We start from the raw sequence: 20,426 nt of genomic DNA, 5'->3' as shown, positions 1-20,426 counted from the left end.
GGAGTACGGTGCTCCCCTTCTTCGTCTACGGCACCCTCCGCCCCGGAGAGGTCAACCACGACCTCTTCCTGCGCGGCCGCACCCGCGCCGAGCGCCCCGCCAGCATGCGCGGCATGGCCCTGTACGACGGCCCCGGGTACCCCTACGCCGTGGAGGAGACCGTGCAGGAGACCGGCGGGGGCCGCGGGGGAGGAGGCGCGGTGACCGGCGAACTCGTCACCGCCCGGACCGAGGCCTACGCCGAACTCCTGCGCGCCCTGGACGAGCTGGAGGAGTACGCCCCGGGTGACCCCGCGAACCTCTACGAACGGGTGGTACGCCCGGCGACCCTCGACGACGGCACGGTCGTACGGGCCTGGGTGTATGTCGCGGCCCCGGCCGTCGCCGCCGGGCTGCGGGCCGGCGGGAAGCTGATCGAGGACGGCGACTGGCGGGGCCGCCGCCTGCCGCCCTCCGCCTAGGCCGCGCCGCCCCGTACCCCTTCCGGCGACGCGGAGGGTGTCAGCCTCAGCAGCAGGACCGACGGGGCTTCGGGCAGGCGCACGCGCAGGTCCGGTCCGCCCCAGGCGGCCGTACCCCTGGTCGCGGACGGATGCAGGACGTCCACCCGCGGCGCGCCCGTGCCGGCGCGGGGGACCGCGAAGGGCCCCATGGTGAGGGACCGTTCGGTGTGGCCGCCCCGCCGCCAGACCGTGACGTACACCGGCCCCGCGCCCGCCACCGGCGGTCTCAGCCCGAGCGCGATCCAGTCGTCCGTCCAGCCCGGAAGTCCGAGGGGCCAGAAGGGCAGGGAGGTGCGCAGGTCGGCCCGGATCGCCTTGTGCACCGTCAACGCGTCGCGCACCAGCCCGATCTGATGATTCGTCATGCCATCCAAGTGGCCGGACAGATGGATGCGGCCGAGCAGCGCGGAGCCGAGCGTGAAGGCGATCTCCTCGTCCGTGAAGGACGGTTGGGGGTAGGCCCAGACGGCACCCTGCTCCGGGGGCACGGCGGTGGGGGCGGCGGCCGCGATGGGCGGGTAGCGCAGGGGGTCCTGCTGGTCGGAGGTGGACTGGAGCTGGGCCACGGCCAGCGACGCGCCGTCCATGCGCATACCGCCGGACGCGCAGTTCTCGACGACGAGCCCGGGATGGCGGTCCAGGATCGAGGTCAGCCAGGACAACCAGGCCCGGGAGTGGGCGAGGTGGGCCGACGCCGAGGTGGTGATGTTGTAGTCGAGCTTCAGATAGCCGACGCCCCACTCACCGACGAGGCGGTCGACCGTCCCGTCGAGGTGGGCGCGGGCCGCCGGGTGGGTCAGATCCAGCTGATGGCGGCCCTGTTCGGTCACCCGGGTGCCATCCTCGTGCCGGAGGAAGGCCTCGGCGGGCAGCTCACCGGCGAGCGGACTGCGGGCCCCGATGACCTCCGGCTCCAGCCACAGCCCCGGCACCATCCCACGCTCCCGGATCCGGTCGAGCACGCCCCGGACGCCCGCGGCGGGATCACCACCGCCACCGTCGCCGGTGCCCCCCACGTCACCACCACCGGGGAAGCGCCGCGCCGAGGGGAGCCAGGCGCCGACGCTGTCCCACCACCCCCCGGGCGAGTCGGCGTCGTCCGTCCCCGCGCTCTCCCCGCGCCCGCCGTCCTCCCCGCCGTCCCCGTCGTCGTACCACCCCGCGTCCACGCAGAAGTACTCGGCGCCCGCCTCCGCCGCCGCGTCGATGAGCGGCAGCAGCTTCTCCGTGGTCGGGTCTCCCATCAGGGTGTTCATGTAGTCGTTGAAGACCACCGGGAGCCGGGTGTGGTCCGGGTGGGGGCGGCGTACGGCTCGACGGTAGGAGGTCAGGGCCGCCAGGGCGCCGTCGAAGCCGGTGCCGAGGGCGAGGGCCGCCCACTCCGTCGTGAAGTCGGCGCCCGGTTCCAGGACCGCGCGCCACCGGTGCTCGTCGTACGTAGGGCCGCCGAGCGCCAGATACGTCCGGCCCGCCGACTCGCCGGCCTCCCAGACCCAGCTGGACGCCGACTCGATCTGCCACAGCCAGGTGCGGTCGTCCGTACGGTGCCGGAGTGCGCCCATCGCGAGATGTCCGTCGGTGGGCCAGCTGCCGCGCCCGGCGAGGCGTGCCGCCGCGTGTCCGTTGCCGCCGTGCACCCGGTGGTCGATGTCGGGCACGGAGTCCCGTAGCGGCTCGGTGTACCAACGGCACTCCGCGAGCCAGTCGTTGCGCGCCCGCAGGACGGACAGCTCGTCGGGGGAGGGGAGCCCGCCGAGGAGGAGACTGCCGACGGAGCGCACGGTGACCGTCCCGGCGCCGTCGTTGCGCAGTCGGACCCGGGAACGCAGCACGGGGACGCCGTCCGGCGAGGCGTACTCGACGAAGGCGGTCAACCCGCTGACCGGGTCGTGCAGTTCGAACGTCAGCCGATGCCAGCCGTCACTCTCGCCAGATCCGGAACCAGACCCCGAGCCGGAACCAGCCCCCGAGCCGGAACCAGCCCCCGAACCAGAACCAGACCCGGAGTCGGCGGCGGACCCGGAGTCGGCGGCGGACCCGGACCCGGAGTCGGCGGCGGACCCTGACGCCGCGGCCGACCCCGCCGCGTCGAGCCCCGCCCCGTACGTCGAGTGGTGCGCCCGGTACCGCAGACGCCCCCCGATCGCCGTCCCCGTGAAGCGGGGTCTGGCCCAGCCCGTGCCGTCGCCGAGCAGAACCAGGTCCACCAAGGGCAGCGAATGGTCGGTCCCGGCCTCCCCGGGGCCCGGCTCGGGTTCGGGTTCGGGTTCGCCGGGGTGGCGGACGCGCAGCAGCCGGGGCGTGTCACCGCTCAGGTCGAAGTCGGCGGTCAGCGCGGAGTGCCCCCAGCGGTAGGAGAGGCTCCACGGGAACGAGTCGGTCCAGCGGTGACTGTCGTTGTCCTGTTCCGGCATGCGATCCCCCCGGGTCGGCTGCACTCCCATGTGGTCACGGCGAGCCGCGCCCGCGCCGTCCCCACCACGGCGACGCGTCGGGACAACCACACGGGATCAACGTAAGGGAAAGCATGAACGTTCAAGCGCCGTCAGCCCCACCCCGGGCGCGACCTCACTCGCCCACGGTCTCCACCCGCACGGCGCACGTCTTGAACTCCGGCATGCGGGAGGTGGGATCGAGGGCCGGGTTGGTGAGGGTGTTGGCACGGCCCTCGCCCGGCCAGTGGAACGGCATGAAGACCGTGTCGGGGCGGATGGCGGTCGTGATGCGCGCCGGGGCCACCGCCCGGCCCCGGCGGGAGACCACGGCCAGCGGGGCACCCTCCACCGCGCCGAGCCGCTCGGCCAGCCGGGGGTGCAGCTCCACGAACGGGCCGGGCGCGGCGGCGTTCAGCTCGTCGACCCGCCGGGTCTGGGCGCCCGACTGGTACTGGGCGACCACGCGCCCGGTGGTGAGCAGCACCGGGTACTCGGCGTCCGGCTCCTCGGCCGCCGCCCGGTGCGAGACGGGCACGAACCGGGCCCGGCCGTCATCCGTGGCGAACCGGTCGAGGAACAGCCGCGGGGTGCCGGGGTGCGCCTCGGCGTCCGGAACGGCGGGCAGGTCGCCGGCGGGCAGGTCGCCGACGGGCGCGGGGCAGGGCCAGAACACCCCGTTCTCCTCCGCGAGCCGGCGGTAGGTGATCCCCGAGTAGTCGGCGGGGCCACCGGCGCTGGCCCGCCGCAACTCCTCGAAGACCTCCTCGGGATCGGTCGCGAAGCCCTTCTCCACGCCCAGCCGGTCGGCCAGCCCGTGCATGACCTCCAGATCGCTGCGGACCCCGTCGGGCGGGCTGATCGCGCGCCGCCGCAGCAGCACCCGGCCCTCCAGATTGGTCGTCGTGCCGGTCTCCTCCGCCCACTGCGTCACCGGCAGCACGACGTCCGCGAGCGCCGCCGTCTCCGACAGCACCACATCGCACACGGCCAGGAAGTCCAGTGACTTGATCCGGTCCTCGATGTGCGCGGCACGCGGCGCCGACACCACCGGGTTGGAGCCCATCAGCAGCAGCGACTTGATGTCGCCGCCGAGCGCGTCCAGCAGCTCGTACGCGCTGCGGCCCGGTCCGGGGAGGCTGTCGGGGTCCACGCCCCACACCTCGGCGACGTGCCGGCGTGCCTCGGGGTCGACGAGCTTGCGGTAGCCGGGCAACTGGTCGGCCTTCTGGCCGTGTTCGCGCCCGCCCTGCCCGTTGCCCTGCCCGGTGAGGCAGCCGTACCCGGACAGCGGCCGGCCGGCCCGGCCCGTCGCCAGCGTGAGGTTGATCCACGCGCCGACGGTGTCCGTGCCCTTGGACTGCTGCTCGGGTCCGCGCGCGGTGAGCACCATCGCGTGCTCCGGCTCGCAGAACAGCCGTACGGCCTCGCGGAGTTCGGGAACGGACACCCCCGTGATCCGTTCCACGTACTCCGGCCAGTGCGCCATGGCCGCCGCACGGGCCTCCTCCCACCCGCTCGTCCGCTCGCGGATGTACTCCTCGTCCGTGCGTCCCTCCGCCACGATCAGGTGCAACAGGCCGAGGGCCAGGGCCAGATCGGTGCCGGGACGCGGCGACAGATGCAGGTCGGCCTGTTCGGCCGTACGGGTGCGGCGCGGATCGATGACGATCAACGTGCCGCCGTTCTCGCGCAGTTCCGTCAGATACCGCAGCGCCGGCGGCATGGTCTCCGCGAGATTGGAGCCGACGAGGATCACGCACCCCGTCCTCGGGATGTCCTCCAGCGGGAACGGCAGCCCCCGGTCGAGCCCGAACGCCTTCATCCCGGCGGCCGCCGCCGAGGACATGCAGAACCGGCCGTTGTAGTCGATCTGCGAGGTGCCGAGCACCACCCGCGCGAACTTGCCGAGCGCGTAGGCCTTCTCGTTCGTCAGCCCGCCGCCGCCGAACACTCCGCACGCGTCCGGGCCATGTTCCGTCCGCGTGCGGGTGAGCCCCTCGGCGATCCGGTCGAGTGCCTCGTCCCAGGTGGCGGGCTCCAGGACGCCCGCCCTTCTGACCAAGGGACCGGTCAGCCTGACCCGGGACGAGAGCACCGCCGGCGCCGTACGGCCCTTGCCGCACAGCGCTCCCCGGTTCACCGGGAAGTCCGCGCGCTCCGTGACCACTACGACCCCTTCGGTCCCGTCCGCACCGGGCGTCAGGTTCATTCCGCACTGCAGGGCGCAGTACGGGCAGTGGGTGGGCGTCGCGGAGTTCGGCATACCGCCCAGCGTGCGGCGGACGTGTTACGCGCCGGGACGCTCCCCGTTACGCCACCGGCACGGGGACCTCCCGGCGCGCCCGCGCCCGGCGTGAGGAGCCGGTCGGCGCCGTCGCGGCGCGAGGGGTGAACGACGGGTGTGACGATGTCCCGGTTCTGTCACCGTAGGCGGCCGCGCAAGCACTTACCGTCCACGTGTTCGGCCCGTGCGTGCTAAGAACTACAGGCGCCACCGACAACGGGGATCGAACGGGGACCGAGCCGCGAGCCCCGGCGTGGCGTACGTCCTGTCACAGGGCCCGTGCGAGGGCCGTAGGGGGAAGAGGAAACACCGTGAACCGTATGCGCACCACCGTCGCCGTCCTGGGGGCCGCCGGCGCTCTCACCGCCGCCCAGCTGGGCCTCGCCGGTGCGGCGTCCGCCGCGTCCACCGGGTCGCAGCCCACCGTCGGGACGCAGGCGGCCGCGAGCTGCCCGATCAAGATCACCTACCTGAAGAAGTTCTACGTGGACAACAACAACTGGGTGACCAACGGCGGTCTCCGGTTCGGTCTCAAGAACTCCAGCAAGAAGGTGACCTTCAAGGACGTCAGCCTCAAGGTGACCAACACCAAGAGCCTGCGCTTCGGCAAGGCGACGGTCACGACCAAGGGCGCCAGGATCACGCAGAAGACCAACCAGATCGTCAAGGTCGCCGCCAAGACGCTGAAGCCCGGCAAGAGCGCCGCCTTCAAGGTCAGCACCCGCATGCTGCGCACCGACCTCTACGAGGTGAAGTTCGCCGTCCACGGCAAGACCACGGACGGCAAGAAGTGGGGCTGCGCCGTGGACCAGGGCACCTGGGGCACCGTCCAGCACTGACGCGCGCTCACCGACCCGCTGACGCCAGCGCCTTCGAGACCCCCGTTTCCTCGGGACCGAGGAAACGGGGGTCCGGCTCGAACAGCGCGTCCAGGGAGGCCTTGCCCGCCGCGAACAGCTCACGGGTGGCCCCGTAGTACCAGGTCGCGTCGTGCCGGTCCTGCACGCCGACGCCGTACGACGCGACGCCCGCCTCCTGGCACAGCGCGACCGCCCGGCGGATGTGGAAGCCCTGGCTGATGAGCACCGCGCGGTCCACGCCGAAGATCTTCCTGGCGCGGACGCAGGAGTCCCAGGTGTCGAAGCCGGCGTAGTCGCTGACGATGCGGTCGTCGGGCACGCCGTGCTCGGTGAGATAACCGCGCATCGCGTCCGGCTCGTCGTACTCCACGCGGCTGTTGTCCCCGGTGACCAGCACCACCTTGATCCGCCCCGAGCGGTACAGCTCGGCCGCCGCGTCCAGCCGGCGCGCGAGGTAAGGGGACGGCTCGCCCTGCCACAGCCCCGCGCCGAAGACCATCGCGACCTCGGTGCGCGGCACGTCGGCCGTGCTCCGCAGCCGGTCGCCGGCCGCCGTGAACATCCATGTCGAGGGCAGCAGTGCCAGCACGCACAGCAGCATCACCACCTGCACGGCCCGCCGCCGGCCCGTCCGCGTACGCGGCAGCCGCACCACCCGCCCGACACGCCTCACGGCGGCCCACCCCCGTCTCCCGGACCCCGAAGGCGTCCGGCGAATGTGTCCTGGTTGTTTCCGACGGGCCCCACCACGCCCGTCCTTCCGACCAACGAAGACGTCATCCGTGTCGCTCCGGTTCACCGCCAGGCGTGACAAGCTTCACTCGAACGAGTGGAAACGCCAGGTCACGTGGGTTCACACACCCTCATCCCGCGCGGTGAACCGCTGGAAAACACCCGTGACCACCGTGCAACGGGCAGGCAACCTCCCCCCGGCACCATTGCTCCATGACGGCGACGACGAGCAAGTCGAACGCGGACCTCGACAGTACGGCGCACATCATGAACCTGATCACCGACCAGCTGGCCGCCCAGCTCAGCCGCGTCTCCCGCGACGGAAACCGGCGCCCGGCACCGCCCGCCCTGGTCCTCGTGGCCCACGGCAGCCGGGACCCGCGCGCCCTGGCGACCGTGCGCACCCTCATGGAGCGCGTCCGCGAGCGGCGCCCCGGCCTCGCCGTGCACCTCGGCCACATCGAGCTGAACGAGCCCCTCCTCCCCGACACCCTCGCCGCCCTCGGCGACCGGGAAGCGGTCCTCGTCCCCCTGCTCCTCAGCCGCGGCTACCACGTCAAGCAGGACATCCCCGAGATGGCGGCCGCCGCCGAGGCCCGCACCCGGATGGCCGCCCCCCTCGGCCCGCACCCCCTCCTCGTGGAGACCCTGCACGCCCGTCTCGTCGAGGCCGGCTGGCGCACCCGGATGAGCGCCGCCACCCGCCGCACCAGTGCCGTGGTGCTCGCCGCCGCCGGCTCCCGCGACCCCGAGGCCGCCGAGGACACCGGCCGCACGGCCCGCCTCCTCGCCGACCGCCTCGGCGTCCCCGTCCTCCCCGCCTACGCCTCCGCCGCCGCCCCCACCGTCCCCGAAGCCGTCCGCGCCCTCACCGCCCAGGGCCGCACCCGCATAGCCGTGGCCTCCTACTTCACCGCCCCCGGCCGCTTCGCCAGGGAATGCGCCGAAGCGGCCCCCTGGATCACCGCGGCCCCCCTGGGCGCCCACCCGGCCATGGCGGCCCTGGTCCTCCACCGCTACGACGAGTCCCTGACGAGCAGGACGAGGCCACTGCCGGCGCTGGCCACGGCATAGGGGGCCGTGGAAGCGTCGAGCGGCAGGAGCGCCCCCTCTGGGGCGCGGGGATCTGCGCGACCGGCCACGAACCGACCCACACCCGCCGAAGAGCCGCACCCGGCAGACGAGTAGGCACCCATTTGTCACACCCTCCCCGTACTGTCGAATCATGGAAGGCACCACACCCCCCAGCCACGCCACCCCCGCGAGCCACGACACCCCGCCCGCCTACGACCCGCCCTCCGCGGAGCGCTACGCCCCCGAGCCCGACAAACGCCCCGGCCGCACCGCCTTCCAACGCGACCGCGCCCGCGTCCTGCACTCCGCCGCCCTGCGCAGACTCGCCGGCAAGACCCAGGTCGTCACCCCCGGCACCCGCAACCTCGCCTGGGACGCCAGCCCCCGCACCCGCCTGACCCACTCCCTGGAGTGCGCCCAGGTCGGCCGCGAGCTGGGCGCCGCCCTCGGCTGCGACCCGGACCTCGTCGAGGCGGCCTGCCTCTCACACGACCTCGGCCACCCCCCGTTCGGCCACAACGGCGAACAGGCGCTCAACGAGTTCGCCGAGGACTGCGGCGGCTTCGAGGGCAACGCCCAGTCCCTGCGCCTGCTGACGAGGATCGAACCCAAGCGCTTCGCACCCTCGGACGCCACCGGCGAACTCGTCAGCGTCGGCCTCAACCTCACCCGCGCCGCCCTGGACGCCGCCACCAAGTACCCCTGGCCGCGCGGCGCCCACCCCACCGACCCGGCGTCCTCCAAGTTCGGTGTCTACGACGACGACCGCCCGGTGTTCGACTGGGTCCGCAAGGACGCCCCCGGCACCAGCACGACCTTCGAGGCCCAGGTCATGGACTGGTCCGACGACGTGGCGTACTCCGTCCACGACGTCGAGGACGGCCTGCACGCGGGCCACATCGACCCCAACTGCCTGCACGCCGAGCCCGAACGCCAGGCGGTCTTCGAGGTCGCGCGCGGCCGCTACGCCCCCGCCGGCACCGAGCCGGCCGAGCTCGCCGCGGCCCTCGACCGCCTCCTCGACCAGGAGTGGTGGCCGCACGGCTACGACGGGACGGCCGTCGCCCAGGCCCGGTTGAAGGACGCCACCAGCCAGCTCATCGGCCGCTTCTGCCTCGCCGCCGAGGGCGCCACCCGGCAGGCGTACGGCAGCGGCCCCCTCACCCGGTACGCCGCCGAACTGGTCGTCCCGCGCGAGACGCGCCTGGAGTGCGCGGTCCTCAAGGCCGTCGCCGACCGGTACGTGATGCAGCGCGCCGAGCAGGAACGGCTCCGCGCCGACCAGCGGATCGTCGTCGCCGAACTGGCGCAGGCGCTCACCGCCCGCGCACCGGAGGGGCTCGAACCCCAGTTCCGCGCACTGTTCGACGAGGCGCCGGACGACCGTGCCCGCAAGCGGGTGATCGTCGACCAGATCGCCTCGCTCACCGACCCCTCCGCGCGCACGTTGCACGCGAGACTGACGGGACGGACGGGACAGGGGTATACGGGGATATGACTGACACGTGACCCTCCGTGGCCTGATCGGGTCACTCCCTCTTCCCGCATCACGCTGTGTGCGGGACGCTCGCATGTGGACGCACCCTCAAGAGGAGGCATCAAGTGGTCGACGCGGATCAGACATTCGTCATCGTCGGTGGCGGTCTCGCCGGCGCGAAGGCGGCCGAGACGCTCCGAGCGGAGGGCTTCACCGGCCGTGTGATACTGATCTGCGACGAACGGGACCACCCCTACGAGCGCCCGCCGCTGTCGAAGGGCTACCTCCTCGGCAAGACCGAGCGCGACAGCGTCTTCGTCCACGAACCGTCCTGGTACGCGCGCCACGACATCGAGCTGCACCTCGGCCAGACCGTCGACCGCATCGACCGTACGGCCAAGACCGTCCGCTTCGGCGACGACGGCACCCTCGTCCAGTACGACACCCTCCTGCTGGCGACCGGCGCCGAGCCCCGCCGCCTGGACATCCCGGGCACCGACCTCGCGGGCGTCCACCATCTGCGCCGTCTCGCCCACGCCGAACGCCTCAAGGGCGTCCTCGCCGCGCTCGGCCGGGACAACGGCCACCTCGTGATCGCGGGCGCAGGCTGGATCGGGCTGGAGGTTGCCGCCGCGGCCCGCGAGTACGGCGCGGAGGTCACCGTCGTGGAGCCGGGACCCACCCCGCTGCACGGCGTGCTCGGCCCCGAGCTGGGCAACCTCTTCGCCGAACTGCACCGCGAGCACGGCGTCCGCTTCCGGTTCGGCGCGCGGCTCACCGAGATCGTCGGCCAGGACGGCATGGTCCTCGCGGCCCGCACCGACACCGGCGAGGAGCACCCGGCGCACGACGTCCTCGCGGCCATCGGAGCGGCACCCCGGGTCGGCCTCGCCGAGGCCGCCGGACTGGAGCTGGCCGACCGGTCCGAGGGCGGGGGCATCGCGGTGGACGCGCAGCTCCGCACGTCCGACCCCTCCATCTACGCCGCCGGTGACGTCGTCTCCTTCCCGCACGCCCTGTTCGGCACCCGGCTGCGGGTCGAGCACTGGGCCAACGCGCTCAACGGCGGCCCGGCCGCCGCGCGCGCGATGCTCGGCAGGGACGTCACCTACGACCGGGTGCCCTACTTCTTCTCCGACCAGTACGACCTGGGAATGGAGTACTCGGGCTGGGCGCCGCCCGGGTCGTACGACCAGGTGCTGATCCGCGGGGACGCCGGCAAGCGCGAGTTCATCGCGTTCTGGGTGAAGGAGGGGCGGGTGCTCGCCGGGATGAACGTGAACGTGTGGGATGTCACCGAGCCGATCCGGAAGCTGATCCGGTCCCGGGCCGCCGTGGACGTCGAGGCGCTCGCCAACCCCCAGGTACCGCTGGAGAGCCTGATCGCCTAGCCGACCGCCGGAGGGGGCCGGGGCGGCCGCGGACCGTGTGCGACCGGCCCCGCGGGTCCCCGCGCCCCTTCCGCAGCACATCCGTGTCAGTGGGCCACCGTAGAATCACCGCGTGGCAGGACGGATCAACGACGAGGACGTGAAGGCGGTTCGGGACGCGGTCCCGATCGACGCCGTGGTGTCCGAGTACCTCCAGCTGCGGAACGCGGGCGGCGGGAACCTCAAGGGCCTCTGCCCCTTCCACGACGAGAAGTCGCCGTCGTTCCAGGTCAGCCCGAGCAAGGGACTGTTCCACTGCTTCGGCTGCCAGGAGGGCGGCGACACCATCACGTTCGTGATGAAGGTCGACCACCTCTCCTTCTCGGAGGCCGTCGAGCGCCTCGCCGCCCAGGCCGGCATCACCCTGCGCTACGAGGAGGGCGGGTACAACCCCTCCCACCAGCGCGGAGAGCGCATCCGCCTGGTCGAGGCCCACAAGATCGCCGCCGAGTGGTACGCGGAACAGCTCGCCACCAGCCCCGAGGCCGACACCGGCCGGATCTTCCTCGCCGAGCGCGGCTTCGACCAGGCCGCCGCCGTCCACTTCGGCGTCGGCTACAGCCCCCAGGGCTGGGACCACCTCACCCGCTTCCTGCGGGGCAAGGGCTTCGCCGACAAGGAACTGCTGCTGTCCGGGCTGTCCCAGGAGGGCCGCCGGGGCCCCATCGACCGCTTCCGGGGCCGGCTGATGTGGCCCATCCGCGACATCGGCGGCGACGTGGTCGGCTTCGGCGCCCGCAAGCTCTACGAGTCGGACAACGGCCCGAAGTACCTGAACACGCCGGACACGGCGATCTACCGCAAGTCCCAGGTCCTCTACGGCATCGACCTGGCCAAGAAGGACATCGCCAAGGCCAGCCGGGCCGTCGTGGTCGAGGGCTACACGGACGTGATGGCCTGCCACCTCGCCGGGGTCACCACGGCCATCGCCACCTGCGGCACGGCCTTCGGCGGCGACCACATCAAGATCCTCCGCCGGCTGCTCATGGACAACGGTTCGGCCCGCGTGATCTTCACCTTCGACGGCGACGCGGCCGGTCAGAAGGCGGCCCTGCGCGCCTTCGAGGACGACCAGAAGTTCGCCGCCGAGACCTACATCGCCATCGCCCCGGACGGCATGGACCCCTGCGAGCTGCGCCTGGCCAAGGGCGACGACGCGGTGGTCGAACTGACCGAACCCCGCACCCCGCTCTTCGAGTTCGCGCTCCGCCAGATCGTCGCCCGCTACGACCTGGAGACCCCGGCGGGCCGTGCCTCCGCCCTCGACGAGGCGGCGCCCGTCGTGGCCCGCATCAAGAACAGCGGCGCGCAGCACGAGGTCGCCGTACAGCTCGCCGGCATGCTCGGCATCCTCGACACCCAGTTCGTCGTCAAGCGCGTCGCCCAGCTCGCCCGCTGGGCCCGCGACCGGGGCGGCCAGGGCCCCGCCCCCACCGCACAGCGCTCGGCCCGGCCGTACGAGTCCACCGCCCGGCCCCCCTCCGGCCCGGCCCTCACCCTGCGCAACCCGGTCTACGCCACCGAGCGCGAACTCCTCAAACTCGCCCTCCAGCGCCCGGAGTTGGTCGCCCCCGCCTTCGACGCGTACGGGGTCGACGAGTTCACCGCCGCCCCCTACGCGGCCGTCCGCGTGGCGATCATCGAGGCCGGTGGCGTCGAGTACGGCGCCGAGGACCCGCAGGAGTATCTGGTCCGGGTCCGCGAGGCGGCGCCGGACGACACGGTGCGGGCCATGGTGACCGAGCTGGCGGTCGAGGCGATCATGCGCAAGACGGTCGACGAGGTGTACGCGGGCGCGCAGTTGGTCACCGTGCGCCGTCGGGCCGTGGAGCGCCGGGTGCGCGACGTCCAGGGCAGCCTGGCGAGGGCGGCCGCCCAGGGCGACCCGGCCCAGCTGGCCGCCGTACAGAACGAGTTGTGGGTGCTCCAGCAGTACGACCAGGCGTTGCGGGAGCGGGGCGCGGAGGCGCTCTGAGCCCGTGCCGGCACGCGCCCCCCGCCGCGCACGTCCCCGGAGCACATGCCAATCCGCGCCGGAGCCACCCCGCTCCGAACGGCCCACCAGCGCTGCACGGCCCTCCCAGCAGCGCACTCGTACGCCACGGTGACCGCGCGGTCACGGGCCGGACGCAAAAAGTCACCGCACGCCCCTCGTGGCGGCTGTGTGTCGTACTCCACACTGGGTGGCGGTGCCTGAGTCCTCGGAGCGCGGCCGACCCGTCCCCCATGGGTCCGAGATCCCCGCGGTTCCGCTCGATGAGTACGGGATGGACGGCGGAGAGGCCGCCCGCGCCATCCCAGACGTACCGCTGCCGCATGCCCGGGCAGCGACATTCCTGGAGGTCGCCCCCGTGCAGACCCAGACCCTCGTACAGAACGACACCGGTACGGCCGTCGGCGGCGACGGCGCGGAGCCGGACGCGCAGACCGATGTCATCGGCGCGGTGCCCGCCCAGAGCCGCGCCGCGCACCACCCCGAGGCGGCCCCGGACGACCCGCCCGAACTCGACGGGCCGGCCGAACTCCCCGAGTCCGAGCCCGTGGAACTGCCGCGCGTCCGCACGGACACCAGTGGCCCGTCCTCCGACCTGTTCCGCCAGTACCTGCGCGAGATCGGCCGCATCCCCCTCCTGACGGCCGTGGAGGAGGTCGAGCTGGCCCGCCGCGTCGAGGCCGGCCTCTTCGCCGAGGAGCGGCTCGGCAACGCCTCCGACCTCGACACCCGGCTCGCCCTCGACCTCGACAAGCTGGTCGTCATGGGCCGCATGGCCAAGCGCCGCCTCATCGAGGCGAACCTGCGGCTCGTGGTGTCGGTGGCGAAGCGTTACGTCGGCCGCGGGCTGACCATGCTCGATCTGGTCCAGGAGGGGAACCTGGGCCTCATCCGCGCCGTCGAGAAGTTCGACTACGCCCGCGGCTACAAGTTCTCCACGTACGCGACCTGGTGGATCCGTCAGGCCATGTCCCGCGCCCTCGCCGACCAGGCCCGCACGATCCGTGTCCCCGTCCATGTGGTCGAGCTGATCAACCGGGTCGTCCGCGTCCAGCGCCGCATGCTCCAGGAGCGCGGTTACGAGCCCACGCCGGACGAGGTGGCCGCCCATCTCGACCTCGCCCCCGAACGCGTCAGCGAGGTGCTCCGCCTCGCCCAGGAACCGGTCTCCCTGCACGCCCCCGTGGGCGAGGAGGACGACGTGGCCCTCGGCGACCTCATCGAGGACGGCGACGCGGCGAGCCCCGTGGAGTCGGCGGCGTTCCTCCTCCTGCGCGAGCACCTGGAGGCGGTCCTCTCCACCCTCGGCGAACGCGAACGCAAGGTGGTGCAACTCCGCTACGGCCTGGCGGACGGCCGCCCCCGCACGCTGGAGGAGATCGGCCGCATCTTCGGGGTGACCCGGGAACGCATCAGGCAGATCGAGTCCAAGACCCTCAACAAACTCCGCGACCACGCCTTCGCGGACCAGCTGCGGGGCTACCTGGACTGAGGGGGCGCGTCGCCGAGCGCGACTCGGGTGGGTCTGAGAAGCGGTGGGCGCAGCCCCTGCTTCTCAGGGGCGCGGGAACCGCGCGACCAGCCCCCACACACCCGCACCCGACAACGCCCCCCTCGGCCCACCCCCCTCAGTCCACCTCGGCCACAGCCTCGACGAACTGCGCCTTGTACAGCCGCGCATACGCCCCGTCCGCCGCCAACAGCTCCTCGTGCGCCCCCTGCTCCACGATGGAACCGTTCTCCATCACCAGGATCGTGTCCGCATCCCGAATCGTCGACAGCCGATGCGCGATCACGAACGACGTACGCCCGTGCGCCAGCTTGGCCATGGCCTTCTGGATCAGCACTTCGGTACGCGTGTCCACCGAAGACGTCGCCTCGTCCAGCACCAGGATCACCGGATCCGACAGGAACGCCCGAGCGATCGTGATGAGCTGCTTCTCACCCGCGCTCACCCCGCTCCCCTCGTCGTCGATCACGGTGTCGTACCCCTCGGGCAGCGTCCGCACGAACCGATCCGCGTGCGCGGCCCGAGCCGCCTCCTCGATCTCCCCGCGCGTCACCTTCCGCGAGGCGGACGCCCCGTACGCGATGTTCTCCGCGATGGTCCCCCCGAACAGCCAGGTGTCCTGGAGCACCATCCCTATCCCGTCCCGCAGTTCGTCCCGGGACATGGACGCGACATCGACCCCGTCCAGGGTGATCCGCCCGCCCGTGACCTCGTAGAACCGCATCAACAGGTTCACCAGGGTCGTCTTCCCGGCCCCGGTCGGCCCCACGATCGCCACGGTGTGGCCGGGCTCGACCACCAGCGACAGATCCTCGATCAGCGGCTTGTCGGCCTCGTACCGGAAGGACACCCCTTCCAGAGCGACCCGCCCCCGCAGCTCCTCCGGCCGCACCCCGGGCACCGCGTCGGCCTCCTGCTCCTCCGCGTCGAGCAGCTCGAAGATCCGCTCGGCGGAGGCGACCCCGGACTGCACCAGGTTCGCCATCGAGGCGACCTGCGTCAGCGGCATCGAGAACTGCCGCGAGTACTGGATGAAGGCCTGCACGTCACCGATGGACAGGGCACCGGAAGCGACCCGCAGTCCGCCCACCACCGCGACCAGCACATAGTTGATGTTCGACACGAAGAACATCAGCGGCTGCATGATCCCGCTGTTGAACTGGGCCTTGAACCCGGCCTCGTACAGCCGCTCGTTCTCCTCGGCGAACTGCTGCGCCGACTCCTCCTGCCGCCCGAACACCTTCACGAGCGTGTGCCCGGTGTACATCTCCTCGATGTGCGCGTTGAGCTTCCCGGTGACCCGCCACTGCGCCACGAAGTGCGGCTGCGACCGCTTGCCGACGCGGGTGGCGACCACGAACGACACCGGCACGGTCACCAGCGCGACCAGCGCCAGCAGCGGCGACACCCAGAACATCATCACCAGCACACCGATGATGGTGAGCAGCGAGTTGACCAGCTGCCCCATGGACTGCTGGAGCGTCTGGCCGATGTTGTCGATGTCGTTGGTCGCCCGGCTCAGCACCTCACCGCGCTGCCGCCGGTCGAAGTACGACAGCGGCAGCCGCGACAGCTTCGCCTGCAGCTCCTCGCGCATGTGGTAGACGGTCCGGTTGATGGCCCGGTTGGAGAGCCGGGTCGCCGCGGCCATCAACAGCCCCGCGACCAGGAAGATGCCGAGGGCAACCAGCAGCACCGCGCCGACGGCGTCGAAATCGATGCCCTTGCCCGGGGTGAAGTCCGTGCCCGACAGCATGTCGGCGACCGCGCCCTCCCCGCGCTCGCGCATGGAGGCCAGGACCTCGGCCTTCGTGGCACCCGCCGGCATCTCCCGCCCGACGACCCCCGCGAAGACGAGGTCGGTCGCCCGGCCGAGGATGTACGGCCCCAGCACCGAGAGACCGACGCTGAGCACCGCGCACACGATCATCGCGTACATCGTGAACCGCTCGGGCCTGAACTGCGCGAGCAGCCGTTTCCCGGACCCCTTGAAGTCCATGGAGTGCTGATCGGGAGCCCCGGCCCCCGCCATCCGTGCCAACGGCCCGGCCATCAGGCTGCCTCCGCTTCCGTGAGCTGGGAGAGGACGATCTCCCGGTAGGTCTCGTTCTGCGCCATCAGCTCGTGGTGGCGTCCGGTGCCGACGACCCGGCCCTCGTCGAGGACGACGATGCGGTCGGCGTCCCGGATGGTCGCCACCCGCTGGGCCACGATCACCACGGTCGCCTCGGCGGTCTCCCGCCCCAGCGCCGCGCGCAGGGCGGCGTCGGTCGCGTAGTCCAGCGCGGAGAACGAGTCGTCGAACAGGTAGATCTCCGGCCGCTGCACCAGCGTCCGCGCGATCGCGAGCCGCTGCCGCTGCCCCCCGGACACGTTCGTCCCGCCCTGTGCGATGGGGGAGTCCAGCCCGTTCTCCAGCCGCTCCACGAACTCCTTGGCCTGCGCCACCTCCAGCGCGTGCCACAACTCCTCGTCGGTGGCGTCGGGATTGCCGTACCGCAGGTTCGTCGCCACGGTCCCCGAGAAGAGGTACGGCTTCTGCGGCACCAGCCCCACGGTCCTGGCCAGCAGTTGCGGATCGAGCGTCCGTACGTCGACGCCGTCCACCAGCACCTCGCCCTCGGTGACGTCGAACAGCCGGGGGACGAGCCCCAGCAGCGTGGACTTCCCGCTGCCCGTGGACCCGATGACGGCGGTCGTCTCACCGGGCCGAGCGACGACCTCGATCGACCGGAGGACCGGCTCCTCGGCGCCCGGATAGCGGAAGCCCGCGCCCCGCACCTCCAGGAACCCGTGCCGCCGCAGCTCCCGGACGGGCGCGACCGGCGGCACCACACTGGTGTCGGTGTCGAGCACCTCCTGGATGCGCTCGGCGCACACCTCCGCGCGCGGCATCATCATGAACATGAAGGTGGCCATCATCACCGCCATCACGATCTGCATCAGATAGGCGAGGAACGCGGTGAGCGCGCCGATCTCCATCCCGCCGCTGTCGATGCGATGGGCGCCGAACCAGACCACGGCGATCGACGACAGGTTGATGACGGTCATCACGATCGGGAACATCAGGGCGAGCATCCGCCCGGTGCCCAGGGACACCTCCGTCAGCTCGGCGTTCGCCTTCCGGAACCGGTCCTTCTCGTAGTCGTCCCGTACGAAGGCTCGGATCACCCGGTTGCCGGTGATCTGCTCCCGCAGTACCCGGTTCACGGTGTCCAGCCGCACCTGCATGGCCCGGAACAGGGGGCGCAGCCGGCGCACGATCAGGCTGACGGAGATGCCGAGCACCGGTACGACGGCGAGGAGCACCCCCGACAGCGGCACGTCCAGCCCGAGCGCCAGCACGATGCCGCCGACGCACATGATCGGCGCCGACACCACCAGCGTGAACGTCATGAGCACCAGCATCTGCACCTGCTGCACGTCGTTCGTCGTCCGCGTGATCAGCGACGGGGCCCCGAAGTGACCGACCTCACGCGCCGAGAACGACTGCACCCGGTCGAACACGGCCGCCCGGATGTCCCGGCCGACCGCCGAGGCGGTGCGGGCGCCGTAGTACACGGCCCCGATGTTGCAGACGACCTGCACCAGCGAGATGCCGATCATGAGCGCGCCGAAGGACAGGATGTAGCCCGTGTCCCCCTCCACCACGCCCTTGTCGATGATGTCCGCGTTCAGTGTGGGCAGGTAGAGCGTGGCGCACGTCTGCACGAACTGCAGCAGCACCAGCAGGGTGATCGGTGTCCGGTAAGGACGAAGATGACTTCTCAGCAATCGTATGAGCACGCGAGATCTCTCGGAGTCGACGGGGTTCGGGACGCACCACCCCCCATCGTCGAACACTCCCCCCGCGTTACCTCAACCGAATTAACCCGACGGTGAAGCTCCGGTGACCGGACCGCGCGGCCGGGAGCCGGGTCCTCATGCCCGGAACGCCCCGGGATGCGTCTGCTCACGCACCGCCACGTACTGCTGCCGTACCGCCTGCCCCACCGCCAGCTCGTCCCCGGGGTCCAGCACCTGTGCCGCCGCCCCCGGCCACATCGGTGGTGTACGCGGATCGAGCGCCCCCTGCGAGACCCCGAGCGCCCACGCGGCCTGCCGCGCCGCGCCCACCGCCGCGTAGTCCGCCGGCTGCGGCACCACCACCTGCACCCCGAACAGCGCCGGCGCCGCCGCCTGCACCGCCGGCAGCTCCGCCGCCGCGCCCAGCAGGAAGATCCGCCGTACGTCGACACCCCGGCCGCGCAGCACGTCCAGCGCGTCCGCGAGCCCGCACAGCATGCCCTCGAACGCGGCCCGCGCGAAGTGCTCCGGCTTCATCGACTCCCGCCGCAGCCCGGCCAGCGTCCCCGCCGTGTGCGGAAGGTTCGGCGTCCGCTCGCCCTCCAGGTACGGCAGCATCACCAGCCCGTGCGACCCCGGCGTCGACTTCATCGCCAGGTCGGACAGCGCCTCCAGATCGGGCACGCCCAGCAGATCGACGGCCCCGCGCAAGGTCCGTACGGCGTTGAGCGTGGTGACGACCGGCAGATGCATCCCGGTCGCGTCGGCCAGCGAGGTGATCATCCCGGAGGAGTCGACGAGCGCCGTCGTGTGCACGGCCATGACCGATCCGGAGGCCCCCAGCGACACGACCGCGTCCCCGAGCCCGATGCCGAGTCCGAACGCGGCGGCCATGGTCTCCCCGGTGCCGGCGGAGATGAGGAGCCCCTCCGGCGTCGTCCCGGCGGCGTCGGAGGGGCCGAGCACCTCCGGCAGCATGACCTGGTGCCCGAGCGCCATCTCGACGAGGTCCGTGCGGTACTGCCCGGTCGCCGCGTTCCAGTACCCGGTCCCGGACGCCCCGCCCCGGTCCGTCGTCCTTCTGACCGGCCGCCCCAGCAACTGCCAGACCAGCCAGTCGTGCGCCTGCAGCAGGACGGCCGTCCGCATCGCGGCATCCGGTTCCGTACGGCTCATCCAGCGCAGCTTCGTCACCGGCTGAGCGGCTCCCGGTACGCAGCCGACGGCCTCCGCCCACGCGCCGCGTCCCCCGAGCGCGTCGACGAGGTCGGCCGCCGCGACCTGGGTCCGCTTGTCGGCGCCGACCATCGCCGGACGCACGCTGTTGCCCTGTGCGTCCAGCGCGATCAGCCCGTTCTGCTGGGACGAGACCCCGATCGCCTGCACACCCTCCAGCAGCCCACCGGTGGCCGCCTCGCCCAGGGACAGCAGCCAGGCCTGCGGGTCGACGTCCGCCGGACGCCCCCCGCCCTCCGCCGGCTCCAGCGGGTGCGGGGCATACCCCTGCCTGAGCACGGCCCCTGTGTCCGAGTCACAGACGACAATGCGCGTAAAATCGGGCGAACTGTCCAGCCCGGCGACTATCCCCATGGCGGAAATTCTGCCGCACCGGAAGGGGTGGGGGCGCCGCGCGTCGGTCCGGCCGACCCGATCCGGTCCCTAGGTATTGCTCGTTCCCCAGTCGTCCGCGGCGGAGCCGTTCGCGTTGCGTTCACGCAGCGAGCGAACCCGCTCGGCGACCAGGTCGGGCACACGGTCCCCGACCTTCTCGCTGACCACGTGGTACGCCTTGCCCGCGTAGACGCGCCCCTGCTGGGCGGCCGACTCGGCGGTGTTGCGCACGGCGGGGTTCTGCGCGACCTGTCGCGCGGACTTCTTCAACTGCTCGTAGCGTTCGCGTCCGGCCTTCGTCCCGAGTACGTAGCCCAGGGCCAGTCCGGCAAAGAACGTGAGCCGATAGCGCATGGCGGCCACCCTTCCCTTACGTCTGCGTCGGTCCCTTGCGTGCCCTGCGCGCGCGACGGGCGCGGGGGATACCGATTGGCGGAGCACCCCCCTGCTTGCGCTAATGTATGTGTCGCAGCGAGCGCACGCCCCCTGGCGAATACCCAGGGAGTCACGTTCGATGCAGCGAGGCAATCCTCCGTAGCTCAATTGGCAGAGCAGCCGGCTGTTAACCGGCAGGTTACTGGTTCGAGTCCAGTCGGGGGAGCTTCGATCTTCCGTAGCTCAATTGGCAGAGCAGCCGGCTGTTAACCGGCAGGTTACTGGTTCGAGTCCAGTCGGGAGAGCAGTGAGGAGGGGCCCCGTCGGGGTCCTTTTTCATGTCCGGGGGAACCGCG

14 protein-coding genes and 2 tRNA genes are annotated in these 20,426 nt (G+C 72.0%); 9 read left to right on the top strand and 7 right to left on the bottom strand.

The genetic code is table 11. The features are described from left to right. Positions 1–8 precede the first annotated feature (8 nt). Positions 9–461, top strand: coding sequence for a gamma-glutamylcyclotransferase family protein (locus H4687_RS15590; protein WP_050398246.1), 453 nt, complete (start codon positions 9–11; stop codon positions 459–461). On the opposite strand, the gene H4687_RS15585 is transcribed toward H4687_RS15590, so the two are convergent. Both H4687_RS15585 and H4687_RS15580 read right to left on the bottom strand, forming a co-directional pair. After that, complete coding sequence (locus H4687_RS15585) at positions 458–2,917, bottom strand: alpha-galactosidase (RefSeq protein ID WP_050398247.1); 2,460 nt, start codon at positions 2,915–2,917, stop codon at positions 458–460. The genes H4687_RS15590 and H4687_RS15585 overlap by 4 nt on opposite strands. A gap of 154 nt (positions 2,918–3,071) precedes the next feature. Beyond that, positions 3,072–5,201, bottom strand: coding sequence for a molybdopterin oxidoreductase family protein (locus H4687_RS15580; RefSeq protein ID WP_046919343.1), 2,130 nt, complete (start codon positions 5,199–5,201; stop codon positions 3,072–3,074). A 332-nt stretch (positions 5,202–5,533) separates the two neighbouring features. Between H4687_RS15580 and H4687_RS15575 the strand changes: the two genes are divergently transcribed. Next, a complete protein-coding gene (locus H4687_RS15575; RefSeq protein WP_046919344.1) occupies positions 5,534–6,061 on the top strand; it encodes a hypothetical protein in 528 nt (175 codons plus the stop codon). A 7-nt stretch (positions 6,062–6,068) separates the two neighbouring features. Here H4687_RS15575 and H4687_RS15570 read toward each other — a convergent pair whose 3' ends face one another. Beyond that, positions 6,069–6,683, bottom strand: coding sequence for a SanA/YdcF family protein (locus H4687_RS15570; protein WP_225967540.1), 615 nt, complete (start codon positions 6,681–6,683; stop codon positions 6,069–6,071). Positions 6,684–7,027: 344 nt separating this feature from the next. On the opposite strand from H4687_RS15570, the gene H4687_RS15565 reads away from it, so the two are divergent. From H4687_RS15565 to H4687_RS15545, 5 genes are all read left to right on the top strand, one after another. Further along, entirely contained in the window at positions 7,028–7,888 is an 861-nt protein-coding gene (locus tag H4687_RS15565; protein WP_050398248.1) for a sirohydrochlorin chelatase, read from the top strand. A gap of 151 nt (positions 7,889–8,039) precedes the next feature. Further along, positions 8,040–9,386, top strand: coding sequence for a deoxyguanosinetriphosphate triphosphohydrolase (locus H4687_RS15560; RefSeq protein WP_050398249.1), 1,347 nt, complete (start codon positions 8,040–8,042; stop codon positions 9,384–9,386). A 104-nt stretch (positions 9,387–9,490) separates the two neighbouring features. Continuing rightward, complete coding sequence (locus H4687_RS15555; RefSeq protein WP_046914542.1) at positions 9,491–10,756, top strand: NAD(P)/FAD-dependent oxidoreductase; 1,266 nt, start codon at positions 9,491–9,493, stop codon at positions 10,754–10,756. A gap of 112 nt (positions 10,757–10,868) precedes the next feature. Beyond that, a complete protein-coding gene (gene dnaG / locus H4687_RS15550) occupies positions 10,869–12,770 on the top strand; it encodes a DNA primase (RefSeq protein WP_046914543.1) in 1,902 nt (633 codons plus the stop codon). Between the two features lie 214 nt (positions 12,771–12,984). Further along, complete coding sequence (locus tag H4687_RS15545) at positions 12,985–14,280, top strand: RNA polymerase sigma factor (RefSeq protein WP_046914544.1); 1,296 nt, start codon at positions 12,985–12,987, stop codon at positions 14,278–14,280. A gap of 136 nt (positions 14,281–14,416) precedes the next feature. On the opposite strand, the gene H4687_RS15540 is transcribed toward H4687_RS15545, so the two are convergent. The 4 genes from H4687_RS15540 to H4687_RS15525 form a co-directional block, all read right to left on the bottom strand. Beyond that, positions 14,417–16,351, bottom strand: coding sequence for an ABC transporter ATP-binding protein (locus H4687_RS15540; RefSeq protein ID WP_097250224.1), 1,935 nt, complete (start codon positions 16,349–16,351; stop codon positions 14,417–14,419). Beyond that, positions 16,351–18,084: an ABC transporter ATP-binding protein gene (locus tag H4687_RS15535; RefSeq protein ID WP_050398250.1), complete on the bottom strand. Its 1,734-nt coding sequence runs from the start codon at positions 18,082–18,084 to the stop codon at positions 16,351–16,353. Before H4687_RS15535 ends, H4687_RS15540 begins: the two co-directional genes overlap by 1 nt. A gap of 135 nt (positions 18,085–18,219) precedes the next feature. Then, entirely contained in the window at positions 18,220–19,674 is a 1,455-nt protein-coding gene (locus tag H4687_RS15530) for an FGGY family carbohydrate kinase (RefSeq protein ID WP_078907153.1), read from the bottom strand. 69 nt (positions 19,675–19,743) lie between these two features. Then, complete coding sequence (locus tag H4687_RS15525) at positions 19,744–20,049, bottom strand: hypothetical protein (RefSeq protein WP_037726468.1); 306 nt, start codon at positions 20,047–20,049, stop codon at positions 19,744–19,746. A gap of 174 nt (positions 20,050–20,223) precedes the next feature. Between H4687_RS15525 and H4687_RS15520 the strand changes: the two genes are divergently transcribed. Both H4687_RS15520 and H4687_RS15515 read left to right on the top strand, forming a co-directional pair. After that, positions 20,224–20,296 (top strand) — tRNA-Asn (locus H4687_RS15520). Between the two features lie 6 nt (positions 20,297–20,302). Further along, positions 20,303–20,375: transfer RNA gene (locus H4687_RS15515), tRNA-Asn, on the top strand. Positions 20,376–20,426 lie beyond the last annotated feature (51 nt).

This window comes from Streptomyces stelliscabiei (assembly GCF_014873495.1).
Taxonomy (GTDB): domain Bacteria; phylum Actinomycetota; class Actinomycetes; order Streptomycetales; family Streptomycetaceae; genus Streptomyces; species Streptomyces bottropensis.
The sequence above is the reverse complement of the archived record's forward strand: the minus strand, read 5'-3'. Positions and strand labels throughout refer to the sequence as shown.